This window comes from Achromobacter sp. 1012554356 (assembly GCF_059760815.1).
On record NZ_JCBANC010000043.1, the window covers coordinates 43,100 to 55,639 of the forward strand.

14 protein-coding genes are annotated in these 12,540 nt (G+C 64.1%); 4 read left to right on the forward strand and 10 right to left on the reverse strand.

The window, feature by feature from the left end; genetic code table 11:
* Nucleotides 1-48: 48 nt before the first annotated feature.
* The 3 genes from AC6LJW_RS20580 to AC6LJW_RS20590 form a co-directional block, all read right to left on the reverse strand.
* On the reverse strand, nt 49-507 hold the full coding sequence (locus AC6LJW_RS20580) for a Smg family protein (RefSeq protein WP_056565848.1): 459 nt from the start codon (nt 505-507) through the stop codon (nt 49-51).
* A 240-nt stretch (nt 508-747) separates the two neighbouring features.
* Nucleotides 748-2,772 (reverse strand): TRAP transporter permease, encoded by a 2,025-nt coding sequence (locus tag AC6LJW_RS20585; RefSeq protein WP_056565846.1) that lies wholly within the window; start codon nt 2,770-2,772, stop codon nt 748-750.
* Nucleotides 2,773-2,873: 101 nt separating this feature from the next.
* The gene (locus AC6LJW_RS20590) at nt 2,874-3,833 is read right to left on the reverse strand and encodes a TAXI family TRAP transporter solute-binding subunit (protein WP_056565843.1); all 960 of its coding nucleotides are present in this window, start codon (nt 3,831-3,833) and stop codon (nt 2,874-2,876) included.
* A 265-nt stretch (nt 3,834-4,098) separates the two neighbouring features.
* Between AC6LJW_RS20590 and AC6LJW_RS20595 the strand changes: the two genes are divergently transcribed.
* The gene (locus AC6LJW_RS20595; RefSeq protein ID WP_056565842.1) at nt 4,099-5,238 is read left to right on the forward strand and encodes a DSD1 family PLP-dependent enzyme; all 1,140 of its coding nucleotides are present in this window, start codon (nt 4,099-4,101) and stop codon (nt 5,236-5,238) included.
* A gap of 57 nt (nt 5,239-5,295) precedes the next feature.
* On the opposite strand, the gene AC6LJW_RS20600 is transcribed toward AC6LJW_RS20595, so the two are convergent.
* From AC6LJW_RS20600 to AC6LJW_RS20630, 7 genes are all read right to left on the reverse strand, one after another.
* Nucleotides 5,296-5,424 carry an entericidin A/B family lipoprotein gene (locus AC6LJW_RS20600; RefSeq protein ID WP_056565839.1) on the reverse strand — a complete coding sequence of 43 codons (129 nt, stop codon included), beginning with the start codon at nt 5,422-5,424 and terminating at the stop codon, nt 5,296-5,298.
* 59 nt (nt 5,425-5,483) lie between these two features.
* Entirely contained in the window at nt 5,484-5,666 is a 183-nt protein-coding gene (locus AC6LJW_RS20605) for a CsbD family protein (RefSeq protein ID WP_056565837.1), read from the reverse strand.
* Nucleotides 5,667-5,801: 135 nt separating this feature from the next.
* Nucleotides 5,802-6,545 carry an amino acid ABC transporter ATP-binding protein gene (locus tag AC6LJW_RS20610; RefSeq protein WP_056565836.1) on the reverse strand — a complete coding sequence of 248 codons (744 nt, stop codon included), beginning with the start codon at nt 6,543-6,545 and terminating at the stop codon, nt 5,802-5,804.
* Complete coding sequence (locus AC6LJW_RS20615) at nt 6,526-7,182, reverse strand: amino acid ABC transporter permease (RefSeq protein ID WP_056565834.1); 657 nt, start codon at nt 7,180-7,182, stop codon at nt 6,526-6,528. The genes AC6LJW_RS20610 and AC6LJW_RS20615 overlap by 20 nt, the downstream gene beginning before the upstream one ends.
* The gene (locus AC6LJW_RS20620) at nt 7,179-7,847 is read right to left on the reverse strand and encodes an amino acid ABC transporter permease (RefSeq protein WP_286938077.1); all 669 of its coding nucleotides are present in this window, start codon (nt 7,845-7,847) and stop codon (nt 7,179-7,181) included. The genes AC6LJW_RS20615 and AC6LJW_RS20620 overlap by 4 nt, the downstream gene beginning before the upstream one ends.
* Before the next feature lie 16 nt (nt 7,848-7,863).
* Nucleotides 7,864-8,646 carry a transporter substrate-binding domain-containing protein gene (locus AC6LJW_RS20625; protein ID WP_175185516.1) on the reverse strand — a complete coding sequence of 261 codons (783 nt, stop codon included), beginning with the start codon at nt 8,644-8,646 and terminating at the stop codon, nt 7,864-7,866.
* Nucleotides 8,647-9,169: 523 nt separating this feature from the next.
* On the reverse strand, nt 9,170-10,135 hold the full coding sequence (locus AC6LJW_RS20630; protein ID WP_498088159.1) for a Bug family tripartite tricarboxylate transporter substrate binding protein: 966 nt from the start codon (nt 10,133-10,135) through the stop codon (nt 9,170-9,172).
* A gap of 228 nt (nt 10,136-10,363) precedes the next feature.
* Between AC6LJW_RS20630 and AC6LJW_RS20635 the strand changes: the two genes are divergently transcribed.
* The 3 genes from AC6LJW_RS20635 to AC6LJW_RS20645 all read left to right on the forward strand — a co-directional run.
* Entirely contained in the window at nt 10,364-11,557 is a 1,194-nt protein-coding gene (locus AC6LJW_RS20635) for an acetylornithine transaminase (protein ID WP_498088160.1), read from the forward strand.
* A 121-nt stretch (nt 11,558-11,678) separates the two neighbouring features.
* A complete protein-coding gene (locus tag AC6LJW_RS20640; protein WP_498088161.1) occupies nt 11,679-12,005 on the forward strand; it encodes a hypothetical protein in 327 nt (108 codons plus the stop codon).
* A gap of 49 nt (nt 12,006-12,054) precedes the next feature.
* Nucleotides 12,055-12,540 (forward strand): class I SAM-dependent methyltransferase (locus AC6LJW_RS20645; protein ID WP_498088162.1); only part of this gene is annotated, 486 nt, incomplete at its 3' end.

Sequence of the window (12,540 nt, forward strand, 5' to 3'; positions counted from 1 at the left end):
ATCAGGCGCGGGCTGAGGGGTGGAAAAGCGTGGCGCGGGAACGCGTGCTCAATGCAGCAGGCGCCCGCCTTCTTCGTCGAGCAGCTCTTCGAGGACCAGATTGTCGATCTCGGCTTCCTGGCTCCAGAGAACCATGAGGGCAATGATCTTGATCTTGGAGAGCGGCACGGGCGTTTCCGGCGAGGCCAGGCCCCGATCGATAACGATCTCGCGCAGGGGCGCGGGCAGCACGCCGGCCGATTCCAAAAAGGCGATGAAGCCGATGGACTCGGTGCCGAGCTGTTGGTATTCGTTATCGGTGTAGATCCGGGTTCCGGACGTGGGAGCCTGGGCCAGGTCGACGCACCGTTCGGTGGTCTCGGCAAGGCCATACAGCCAACCGAGCGCGTCGTCGATGTCCTCGTGCTCGAAACCGGCAGCGGCGAGCCGCTTGGCGAGCACATCGGCAGCAGGACAGGCCTGAGGCGTGTAGTAATTCTCGAACAGATAGACCAGGATATCGAACATATGGCGCAGTTTGTGCCTGTTTGCACAGTCGGCCCGCATATCGGCAGACCAGCAAACATGAATTTTACTTTACGCCGATTTAATTTGCCGGGCAACCGACTAAAAGGCGGGTGTTGTACTACGTCACCTTCCGCGCAAGGACGCCTATTTTGCACCCAAATGCGGGCAAAATGGCTGATTCAGCAAAAAGGGGCGTTCCCGCGTGGGTCCGCCCCTTTTTTTTGTTCCAGGCGTCCTGCGTTACGCCACCTTGGGCGCGTTCTCCAGTTTCAGGCCCGCCAGCTGGCGGATGAAGACCGGGATGCAGATCACCAACCCGATGATGCCGCTGGCCAGTCCCGGGATGATCGTCAGCAGCGCGCCGATCGTGCACAGCCACCGCTCCCAGCTCTTCATGCCGACCAGCATGAAACGCGACAGGGCCGCCGACAGCAACACCAGCCCGACCATGCAGCCAAGCAGGGTCACGAAGAACTCGTACCAGGTGAACCCCTGCACCGAAATCAGCAGCGACGGCGAGAACACAAAGACGAACGGCACGATCAGCTTGGTGATGCCCAGCCGGAACGCCGTGTTCCCGGTCTTGAAGGGATCGCTGCCCGCCATGCCCGCCGCCGCGTACGCGGCCAGCGCCACCGGGGGCGTAATGTCCGCCAGGATGCCGAAATAGAACACGAAGAAGTGTGCCGCGATGGGCTGCACCCCCAGCTGCACCAGCGTCGGCGCCGCGACGGCCACCATGATGAGGTAGTTGGCGGTCGTGGGCACGCCGCAGCCCATCAGGATGCAGACGATGCCGGTCATCACCAAGGCCGCGATCAGCGTCAGCGACTGCATGTCCGTCAACGCCTCGGGCAGGAAGAATGCCGCGCCTGCTGCCAGCGCCTGCGAGGCGGCGATCACGATGTACGAGATCTTGAATCCCACGCCCGTCAGCGTCACCACGCCGATCACGATGCCCACCGTGCCGGCAGCCGCGCCGACCGCCAGCGCGTACTTCGCGCCAGTTTCAAAGGCTTCGTACAGGTCGCGCAACCGCAGCCGCGTGTAGGGATTGAGGATGCCCACCACGATGCAGCCCGTGATGCCCGCGAAGGCCGCCAGATACGGCGTGCGGCCGCTGGCCAGCATGCCGATCAGCATCGCCAGCGGAATCAGCGTCGGCCAGCGCATCTTGAACGACTGCTTGAGCTTGGGCATTTCCTCGGCGGTCAGTCCGCGCAGGCCTTCGCGCTTGGCCTCGAAGTGCACCTGCATGAACATGCCGAAGAAGTACAGGAACGCCGGAAAAATGCCCGCGATGGCGATCTGCTGGTACGGAATGCCCAGAAACTCGATCATCAGGAACGCGGCCGCGCCCATGATGGGCGGCGTGATCTGCCCGCCCGTGCTGCTGGCGGCTTCCACGCCTGCCGCGAAATGGCGCGGATAGCCCACGCGGATCATCGCCGGGATGGTCAGCGACCCTACCGTCACGGCGTTGGCCACCGAAGACCCCGAAATCATGCCGAACATCGCCGAGCCGAACACCGACACCTTGGCCGGCCCGCCCGCGTAACGCCCCGCCACGGTCGAGGCCACGTCCAGGAATAACTGGCCCAGCCCGATGCGGGTGGCCAGCACGCCAAACAGCACGAAGTGGAACACGTAGGTCGCCACCACGCCCACCGCCACGCCGTACACGCCCTGGCTGGTCAGATACATATGGTTGACGACCTGCGACCACGTATTGCCCGCGTGCTTGAGCAGTCCGGGGAAGTACGGCCCGAACATCGCGTACGCCATGAACACCAGCGCGATGATCGGCAGCGGCCATCCCATGGCGCGCCGCGTGGCTTCCAGGAGGCCGATCAGCAGGATCGAGCCCATCAGCACGTCCTGCGGCAGCGGATTGCCCACGCGGAACGCCAGGTCCTCGAAGATGTACGGGATGTACAGCACCGACAGGGCCAGCGCGATTGCGATGATCCAGTCGTACAGCGGAATGCCGCCCGGCGCATACCAGGTCGACTTGGGTTCGCGCTGGTAATGCGACTTGGAAAAGCCGAAGACCAGGAAGATCAGGCTCAGCACGAAGGCCAGGTGCACGCCGCGGTGCGTCGCCTCGCGCAGCAGGCCGAAGCCGGCGGTGTAGTAATGAAAGATCGAGAGGCTGACAAGCAGGCCCGAGACGATCCACGTGGCAGTCTTGTCCAGCGGCCGGAAGCGGATTTCCGAATCGTACTTTTCCGCCAGCTTCTGGGTTTTCTCGTGATCGATTTCCATCGCGGTGATTCTCAAGATGATTCAACAAGCAGGGCCGCACAACGGCGGCCCTGCTCAGATGCGGCGCCAACAGTAGGCGCCGCAGACGCGTCGGGGTCGAGTTATTTGATCAAACCGATTTCTTTGTAGAACTTCTCGGCGCCGGGATGGAACGGAATGCCCGCGCCCTTCGTCGCGTTTTCACGCGTGATCAGCTTGCCCTTGGCGTGGCCGGCGTCCAGCGTCTTGCGCGTGGCGTCGCTGTACAGCGCCTTGGTCACGTCGTACACCGTCTGCTCGGGAATCTTGGCGGACGTCACCATCTGCGCATTCACCGAGATGGTCTTGACCTCGGGGATGTTCTGGTACGTGTTCGCGGTGATGACATCCGGCGTAAAGAACTCTTGCTTGGCGCGCAGCGCGTCGATTTCCGGACCCACCAGCGACACGAGCTCGATGTTGCCCGTGGAGGCCAGTTCAGCGATGGCGCCGGCAGGCGCGCCGCCCACGAAGAAGAACGCGTCCAGGCCGCCGTCCTTCAGTTTGTCGCCCGCCTGGTTGGGTTTCAGGTATTCGGCCTTCACGTCCTTGTCGGTCATGCCGTACGCGCCCAGGATCAGGCGCACGTCGACCAGCGTGCCGGAACCCGGCTCGTCCATCGACACGCGCTTGCCCTTCAGGTCGGCGACGCCCTTGATGCCGGAACCCTTGCGCGTCACCAGATGGATGCTTTCCGGATACAGCGTGGAGATCAGGCGCAGGTCTTGCGCCTTGGGCTTGCCTTCGAACGTGCCGGTGCCGCTGTAGGCCCAGAACGCCACGTCCGACTGCGTGAAGCCGGCTTCAAACGAGCCGCCCATGATGCCGTTGATGTTGGCGACCGACCCGTTGGAGGCGACCGCGGTGGCGATCAGCTTGCCGGGTTGCGACACGGCGTTGCCGATGATGCCGCCGATCGGGTAGTACGTGCCCGCCGTGCCGCCCGTGCCGATGCGGAAAAACTGCTGGGCTTGTGCCGAACTGGTGGCGCCGACGGCGGCGACCGCGACGGTCAGGGCGGTGATCCAGTGCTTGAGTTTCATGCGAGCTTCTCCGGTACTTGTTGACAGGTCTGTCGGGTGACGTGGGTCGTCTTGTCATCGCCGGCGCGGCAGCATTGCCACGCCGGAAATGGGCCTCCCCTTGGGGGCCGTTTTCATGATGAAATTCTGTCATGCCGCCCACTGGTAGCCAATGGTTACGGGGCTATCGTTTACCTGGGGGTGCATCGCCCGTTTGGTTATGGGTGGTCCCGCTTTGGTTATGCGCGTGTTACCTCTCAAGCAGTCAGACTACGGAGTCATCAGGATGTCCCAGGAAGTCATACGCGGCATTGCGCTGCCCCCGCCCGCGCAGCCGGGCGATCCCTTGGCCCGCGTCGATACGCCCAGCCTCGTGCTGGACCTGACGCCCTTCGAGGCCAACCTGCGCGCGATGCAGGCCTGGGCCGACCGCCACGACGTTGCGCTGCGGCCGCACGCCAAGGCGCACAAGTGTCCGCAGATCGCCCTGCGCCAGCTTGAACTGGGCGCGCGCGGCATCTGCTGCCAAAAGGTCAGCGAGGCCCTGCCCTTTGTGGCTGCCGGCATCCAGGACATCCACATCAGCAACGAAGTCGTCGGCCCCGCCAAGCTGGCGCTGCTGGGTCAGCTGGCGCGCGTGGCGAAGGTCAGCGTGTGCGTGGACAACGCGCACAACCTGGCGCAGGTGTCGCAAGCCATGGTGCAGGCGGGCGCGCAGATCGACGTGCTGGTGGAAGTGGACGTCGGCCAGGGCCGGTGCGGCGTGTCGGACGACGCCCTCGTGCTGGCGCTGGCGCAGCAGGCGCGCGACCTGCCCGGCGTGAACTTCGCCGGTTTGCAGGCTTATCACGGGTCGGTGCAGCACTACCGCACACGCGAAGAGCGCGCCGAGGTCTGCCGCCAGGCGGCGCGCATTGCGGCGTCTTACGCGCAGTTGCTGCGCGAAAGCGGCATCGCCTGCGACACCATCACGGGCGGCGGCACGGGCAGCGCCGAATTCGATGCGGCCAGCGGCGTCTACACCGAATTGCAGGCCGGTTCCTATGCCTTCATGGATGGGGACTACGGCGCGAACGAATGGGACGGCCCGCTGGCGTTTGAAAACAGCCTGTTCGTGCTGGCCACCGTGATGAGCAAGCCGGCGCCCGACCGGGTGATCCTCGATGCGGGCCTGAAATCCACCACCGCCGAATGCGGCCCGCCCGCCATCTTTGGCGAACCCGGGTTGACCTACACCGCCATCAACGACGAACACGGCGTGGTCCGCGTGGAGCCGGGGGCGCAGGCGCCTGATCTGGGTGCGGTGCTGCGACTGGTGCCGTCGCATGTCGATCCCACGTTCAACCTGCATGACGGGCTGGTGGTCGTGCGCGATGGCGTGGTGGAAGATATCTGGGAAATCGCGGCGCGCGGGTTTTCGCGCTAACGAAAAAAGGCCGGCGCGCCGTCAACGCGCCGACCCTTCGATGCAGGCAGCCAGCCCCTACTTGGCCTGGTTCTGGATCTTCTCCCCGCCACGTTCGATGTCCTTACCGGCACCTTCCATCGTGTTGCAGCCGGCGGTCACGGCGGAGATCGCAAGCAGCATCGCAAGCCAAATACGGTGGGTCATTTTCTTCTCCTTCGGGCGTTTCGTTGGACGTTGCGGGTCGTGCCAATTGGCAGCCGCGATTACTTGTCCAGCAAGTCCCGTGCCTGATCCTTGGCCTCGCCCACATTGCGCTGCACTTTGCCCTCGGTTTTCTCAATCTTCCCTTCTGCCTCGGTCTTGGTGCTGCCGGTCACCTTGCCGGCCGTTTCCTTCACGGCGCCCTTCACTTCCTTGACGGCGCCCTTGATGCGGTCCTTATCCATGTCATCGCTCCTTATCGCTCAGGTTGCGTGAAACCGCGCCGGAGAAAAACTACAAATCGGCTGCGGACAGCCCCAATATAGGAACCGCGCCCAACCCGCGATAGAGGCGCATGCACCGGGTCAGGTGGTGCATTTTTACCGGTCGGCCGCCAGATCTGTCATCCCTAAAAATTGCCGCAGCTCTGGCGTGGCCGGCGCGGTAAAGAGCTCATCCGGCGGTCCGATCTCGTGGACCCGGCCCTGGTGCATGAACACCACCCGGTCGCAGACCTCCCGCGCAAAACGCATCTCATGCGTCACCATCAACAGCGTCATCCCGTCGGCGGCCAATTCCCGAACCACCGCCAGCACTTCGTTGACCAGCTCCGGATCCAGCGCCGACGTGATCTCATCGCACAGTAGCGCCAGCGGCTGCATCGCCAGCGCGCGCGCAATCGCCACCCGCTGCTGCTGTCCGCCCGATAATTCGTCCGGCCACGCGTCGAACTTGTGCGCCAGTCCCACCCGGGTCAGCATGGCGCGCGCCATGTCCTCGGCGTCGCGCTCGCGCACACGCTTGGCCACCATGGGCGATAGCATCACGTTGCGCCCCACGGTCAGGTGCGGAAACAGGTTGAACTGCTGAAAGATCATGCCCACCTTCAGCCGCAGCGCCCGCAGCCGCAGCTCGTCATCGCCCAGCTGCGCGTCGGCTACCATGATCGCGCCGCCGTCGATCTGCTCCAGCCCGTTGATGCATCGCAGCAGCGTGCTCTTGCCCGAACCGCTCTTGCCGATGATGGCAATCACCTCGCCAGGATCAACGCGCAGCGTCACGCCTTTCAGCACTTCGTTGTCGCCGAACCGCTTGCGGACGTCTTCAAGGGCGATGAGGGGCATGCAACTTCCTTTCCAGCCGGAGGCTGAGGCGCGACAGGGGCCAGCACAGCGCGAAGTAGATCAGCGCCGCGCAGGCATAGACGGTGAAGGGGCTGAAGGTGGCGTTGGTGATCACCGTGGCCGCCTTCGACAGTTCCGTGAAGCCGATGATGGACGTCAGCGCCGTGCTCTTGACGATCTGCACCGCAAAGCCCACGGTCGGCGCCACCGCAATGCGTAGCGCCTGCGGCAGCACGACATAGCGCATCTGCTGCACGTAGCCCAGCGCCAGGCTGGCCGACGCTTCCCACTGTCCCTTCGGTATGGCCTCCACGCAGCCACGCCAGATCTCGGCCAGAAACGCGCCCGACCACAACGTCAGCGCCGCGCCCGCGGCCAGCCACGGCGGCACCTCCACGCCGATCAGCGACAGCCCAAAAAACGCCAGGAACAGCTGCATCAACAGCGGCGTTCCCTGAAAAAGTTCGATGTACGCCCAACTGATGCGCCGCATCGCGGCCACGCGCGACGTGCGCATCATGAGCGCCAGCACGCCCATCAACGCCCCGCCCGCAAAGGCCGCCAGCGACAGCACGATCGTCCAGCGCGCAGCCAGCAGCAGGTTGCGCACGATGTCCCAGGTGGAAAATTCAATCATCGTGCCGCCTTGCGGAACAGCCGCCGCCCAGTCATGCGCAGGATCTGCCGCAGCAGCACCGCCAGCGCCAGATAGATGCCGGTCGTCACGAGATACACCTCGAACGCCCGGAAATTGCGCGACTGGATGAAGTTCGCGGCAAACGTCAGGTCCTCGGCCGCGATCTGCGAGCACACCGCCGATCCCAGCATCACGATCACGATCTGCGACGACAGCGCCGGCCAGATCCGCATCAGCGCAGGCATCAGCACGATGTGCCGGAACACCTGCAGCCGCGACAGCGCCAGGCTCGCGCCCGCCTCGTACTGCCCGCGCGGCGTGGCGTCGATGCCGGCGCGGATGATCTCGGTGCTGTAGGCGCCCAGGTTCAATGCCATCGCCAGGCACGCCGCCTGCATTTCGCCAAGCTGGATGCCCAGCGACGGCAGGCCGAAGAACACGAAAAAGAGCTGGATCAGAAACGGCGTGTTCCGGATCAGCTCGACATACGCGGTGACTGGCGCGCGCAGCCACGCCGGGCCCTGCGTGCGCACCCAGGCGCACGCGATGCCGATCGCCACGCCCGCCACCGCGCCGAACGCAATCAGTTCGATCGTCACGCCGATGCCTTTGAGCAGCACCGGCGTGTACTCGAAAACCGAGGCGAAGTCGTACTGGTAAGCCATGACGGCCGCGCTCAGGCTACAGATCCTTGGGCAGCGCGGCGCCCAGCCATTTCTGCGAGATCGCCGACAGCGAGCCGTCCTGCTTGGCGGCCGCCAGAATGTCGTTCACGCGGGCGCGCAGCTTCGGTTCGTCCTTGTTCAGGCCGATGTAGCACGGCGAGTTCTTGATCAGGAATTTCGTTTCGGGCTTCTTGGGCGGATTGCGCGCCAGGATCGCCGCGGCCACCACGTTGCCCGTCGCAATCATCGGCACCTGTCCCGACAGAAAGGCGGTGATCGTGCCGTTGTTGTCCTCATACCGCTTGACCGTGGCGGACTCGGGCGCAATTTTGGTCAGCTCGATGTCCTCCACCGCGCCGCGCGTCACGCCGATGGTCTTGCCGGCCAAATCCGCGGCGGACGACACCTTCAGGTCCGCCGGGCCGAACACGCCGTTGAAGAACGGCGCGTAGGCGTCAGAGAAGTCGATAGCCTTCTCGCGCTCGGCATTCTTACCCATGCTGGAGATCACCAGATCCACCTTCTTGGTCTGCAGGTATGGCACGCGGTTCGCGCTGGTGACCGGCACCAGTTCCAGCTTCACGCCCAACTGTTTGGCGATGAGCTGGGCCGTGTCGATGTCATAGCCCAGCGGCTTCATGTCCGAGCCCACCGACCCGAACGGCGGAAAGTCCTGCGGCACGGCGATCTTGATGACGCCGGCCTTGACGATATCGTCCAGCGCGTCGGCGTGCGACACAGGGGCGGCCAGCAGCGTGGCGGCGGCGCAAAGGGACAGCAACAGGGATCTGCGTTTCATGAGGAACTCTCCAGGGCCCGCACTGCCCGGCCGGGTCAATGCGTTGCACACCAAGTCGGTATACAAAGCGAGGAGATGCAAGTTCTGTGCCATGCAGGCTGCGCGGGGAAGCGGCGGGGGCGGTGCGTGTTTTGCCCCGTTCTGGTGCCCCTGATGCGCCGTCGGCGGGCGCGGCGGCACTGGTTTGGATCGCGCCGGCCACGGGGGACTATTCGAAAACCAGGTGTCTGACACCCGGCAAGCGCGGCGGCAGACTCAAGGCCGTCTCACTGGGTGTCAGACACCTGCCAAGCGGAGCGTCTCAGCAGGAAGGTGTCTGCTCAGCAGGAAGGTGTCTGACACCCCATAAGCAACTCGCCAGGCTCAAGCTGCCCCCACACGGGTGTCTGACACCTGGCAAGATGCCGCCCACCCACACAAGAACCGCGGTGTCCAACCCCCGCCAAGCGTCACCGCACCCCCCAACAAAAAAAGCCGCCCCTATCCAGGGACGGCTTCCAACAACATCAATCGCAACCCGCGCTCAATCCACCTGTGCGCCCGACTGCTTGACCGCCTTGCCCCACTTCTCCACTTCCGAGGCGATAAACGTCCCGGTAGCCTCAGGCGTCAGCGGCATCGGTTCCGCACCACGATCGCGGAAGAACTTCTGCATCTCCGGCGTATTCAACACCTGCCCGATCTGCTTGCTAAGCGCATTGGTTATCTCCGCAGGCGTCCCCTTCGGCGCCAACACCGCCGCCCAGCCGATCGCCTCAAACCCCGGATAACCCGACTCGGCCACCGTCGGCACGTTAGGCAACTGCGGCAACCGCTTGGCCGTCGTCACCGCCAGCGCCACGGCCTTTTTGCTCTGCACGTGCGGCAAACCCGCCGTTACCGAGTCCACCATCAGCGGCACCTGATGCCCCAGAAAATCCGCCTGCGCCGGACCGCTGCCCTTGTACGGAATATGGCGAATATCAATATCCGCCGCCGCCTTGAACATCTCGGCCGACAAATGCTGCGTGCCGCCAATCCCCGCGCTGGCATACGCCAGTTCGCCCGGATTCGCGCGCGCCTGCGTCACCAGTTGCTGCAGCGACGAAATGCCCGAAGCCGGCGTTGCCAGGAACATCAGCGGCACCGAGAACACGCCCGACACCGGCGCAAAGTCCTTAGTCAGGCTGTAATTGATGGTCTTGTACAGCGTCTGATTCACCGCCGCCGCGCTACCCGCGATCACCAGCGTGTAACCGTCCGGCGCAGCGCGCGTGGCCTGCTCCATCCCGATATTGCTGCCCGCACCCGCGCGGTTCTCCACCACGATCGGCTGCTTGACCGCCGCGCCCAGCTTCTCGGCCAGCGCGCGCGCAAAGATGTCGGTCGCCTGCCCCGGCGGGAACGGCACGATCAGGCGGATGGGACGGTCGGGAAATTCCGCGTGGGCGGGCGTCATGGCGGCGGCCAACGCCAGGCCGGCGGCAAGACTGGAAAGAATACGTTTCATGATTGGTCAGTAAAAAGCGACGGCGGACGGCGCGCGAGGGGCGCATCGCCTGCATAAAATAGAGCGCCCGCGCTGGCAGCCCTTGTGAGGCCGGCCCGGGGCAGATCGGAGGGGTAGCGTCACGATAGCATCCCCCCGTCGGTGCTACATTTGCCTTTTCGCGCTTCCCCCGGGGAAGTTCCCCGAAATTCCCTTCATCCCCTGTCCTTACATCCCGCAGGAACCGCCATGGAATTCAGCCAGTTCAACGTCAACACCCTCATGGAGATCACCTCCCGCCCGGACCTCGTGTTCGTCAGCGGCAAGGGATCCTGGCTGGAGGATCACGCGGGCAAGCGATATCTGGACTTCGTGCAGGGCTGGGCGGTGAACACCCTGGGCCACTCCGCGCCCGAAATGCAGCGCGCGCTGGTCGAACAGTCGCAAAAGCTGATGAACCCGTCGCCGGCGTTCTACAACATCCCCTCGATTGAGCTGGCCCAGCGCCTGACCGGCGCGTCCGACTTTGACCGCGTCTTCTTCGCCAACAGCGGCGGCGAAGCCAACGAAGGCGCCATCAAGCTCGCGCGCAAGTGGGGCCAGGTCAAGAAGAACGGCGCCTTCAAGATCATCACCATGAACCACGGCTTCCACGGCCGCACCCTGGCCACCATGTCCGCATCGGGCAAGCCGGGCTGGGACAAGATGTTCGCGCCGCAGGTCGAAGGCTTCCCCAAGGCCGAACTGAACGACCTGGAATCCGTGCGCAAGCTGATCGACGACAAGACCGTCGCCATCATGCTGGAACCCGTCCAGGGCGAAGGCGGCGTGCTGCCCGCCACCAAGGAATTCATGCAAGGCCTGCGCAAGCTGGCCGATGAAAACCAGCTGCTGCTGATCGTCGACGAAGTCCAGACCGGCATGGGCCGCACCGGCAAGATGTTCGCCTACCAGCACTTTGACGTCGTCCCCGACATCATGACGCTGGCCAAGGGCATCGGCGGCGGCGTGCCGCTGGCCGCCCTGCTGGCCCGTCAGGAAGTCAGCGTGTTCCAGCACGGCGACCAAGGCGGCACCTACAACGGCAACCCCCTGACCACCGCCGTCGGCGTCGCCGTCTTCGACGCGCTGGTCGCGCCGGGCTTCATGGACGCGGTCAACGCCCGCGCCAAGCAACTCTCCGAAGGCCTGCTGGCCATCTCGGCCAAGTACGGCATGAAGGGCGAACGCGGCATGGGCCTGCTGCGCGCGCTGGTGATGGATCGTGATGATGGTCCGGCGATTGTCGAAGCTGCGCGTAATCAGGCGCCGGAAGGTCTGCTGCTGAATGCCCCGCGTCCGAATCTGCTGCGCTTCATGCCCGCGCTGAATGTGACGGCTGAGGAAGTGGATTCGATGCTGAAGCAGCTGGATGCGCTGATTGCGCAGGTGCGTAAGGCTTGATGAGGTTTTAGAAAGTAGTGAATGCAGGGGCCGCGATTATGCGGCCCTTGTTTTTTGGTTGATTGGATCGCGGTTGGGATTGGGTATGCGGCCGCGGGTTGGGACATATCAAGGGAATCGAATGGACGCGAAGGAATTTGTCGGCAACTGGAATGCGCTGCGGGGTGAGCTGTTGGAGACGTTCATGGCGGCGGACGGCGGGTGTGCCGTCGCGGCCAAGGTGCGGGGGCTGGGGTTGTCGGCGGAACAGCTTGAGGGTGTGCATGGCGTTTTGGATCTGGCGCTGCGGGACACGATGTATGCGCTGCTGCTGGGGTTGGATGGGGCGGCGAGTATTGGCGATAGCCAGGAGCAGTTCACCATCGCGGGTGAGGATGGGGTGGTGATTGAGGATATTGAGTCGGAGGCTTGGGAGTGCTTCCATGGGGATTCGGGCGTTTGCGGTTGATTCGCTCGCCAAGGGTTTGGATTTTGGTCGCCGTTACGGGAGTTTGAAGATGTCCAAGTCGCCTGCTGATGACGTGGTGTCGATCTATCGGGAGCATGCCGACGCGTTTGTGCGGATGCGTGGGACTGGGCTGATTGAGCGCGCGTGGCTGGATGCGTTTCTGGCGCTGTTGCCGGGGGCGAGTCCGCGGGTGCTGGATATTGGGTGTGGGTTTGGCGTGCCGATTGCTCAGTATCTGATTGAGCGTGGTTGCCGCGTTACGGGTGTGGATACGTCGGTGCCGTTATTGAAGCGGGCGAAGGCGGCGTTTCCTGAGCATCAGTGGGTTGCTGCGGATATGCGGCAGATGCCGGTCGCTAAGTCGTTTGATGGGTTGATCGCTTGGCATAGCTTTTTTCATTTGTCGCCCGAGGATCAGCGGGGGATGTTTGGGGAGTTTGGGCGGTTGGCTGCGCCGGGGGCGGTGTTGATGTTTACGAGCGGGCCGGGGTTGGGTGAGGCGATTGGGAAGTTTGAAGGGAGGCCGCTGTATCAC

Excerpts from the sequence above, each read along its gene's own strand:
- AC6LJW_RS20630 (WP_498088159.1), bottom strand. The coding sequence starts at position 10,135 with ATGAAACGTATTCTTTCCAGTCTTGCCGCCGGCCTGGCGTTGGCCGCC.
- AC6LJW_RS20635 (WP_498088160.1), top strand. The coding sequence starts at position 10,364 with ATGGAATTCAGCCAGTTCAACGTCAACACCCTCATGGAGATCACCTCC.
- AC6LJW_RS20625 (WP_175185516.1), bottom strand. The coding sequence starts at position 8,646 with ATGAAACGCAGATCCCTGTTGCTGTCCCTTTGCGCCGCCGCCACGCTG.
- AC6LJW_RS20615 (WP_056565834.1), bottom strand. The coding sequence starts at position 7,182 with ATGATTGAATTTTCCACCTGGGACATCGTGCGCAACCTGCTGCTGGCT.
- AC6LJW_RS20610 (WP_056565836.1), bottom strand. The coding sequence starts at position 6,545 with ATGCCCCTCATCGCCCTTGAAGACGTCCGCAAGCGGTTCGGCGACAAC.
- AC6LJW_RS20590 (WP_056565843.1), bottom strand. The coding sequence starts at position 3,833 with ATGAAACTCAAGCACTGGATCACCGCCCTGACCGTCGCGGTCGCCGCC.
- AC6LJW_RS20585 (WP_056565846.1), bottom strand. The coding sequence starts at position 2,772 with ATGGAAATCGATCACGAGAAAACCCAGAAGCTGGCGGAAAAGTACGAT.
- AC6LJW_RS20640 (WP_498088161.1), top strand. The coding sequence starts at position 11,679 with ATGGACGCGAAGGAATTTGTCGGCAACTGGAATGCGCTGCGGGGTGAG.
- AC6LJW_RS20605 (WP_056565837.1), bottom strand. The coding sequence starts at position 5,666 with ATGGATAAGGACCGCATCAAGGGCGCCGTCAAGGAAGTGAAGGGCGCC.
- AC6LJW_RS20620 (WP_286938077.1), bottom strand. The coding sequence starts at position 7,847 with ATGGCTTACCAGTACGACTTCGCCTCGGTTTTCGAGTACACGCCGGTG.
- AC6LJW_RS20580 (WP_056565848.1), bottom strand. The coding sequence starts at position 507 with ATGTTCGATATCCTGGTCTATCTGTTCGAGAATTACTACACGCCTCAG.
- AC6LJW_RS20600 (WP_056565839.1), bottom strand. The coding sequence starts at position 5,424 with ATGACCCACCGTATTTGGCTTGCGATGCTGCTTGCGATCTCCGCCGTG.
- AC6LJW_RS20595 (WP_056565842.1), top strand. The coding sequence starts at position 4,099 with ATGTCCCAGGAAGTCATACGCGGCATTGCGCTGCCCCCGCCCGCGCAG.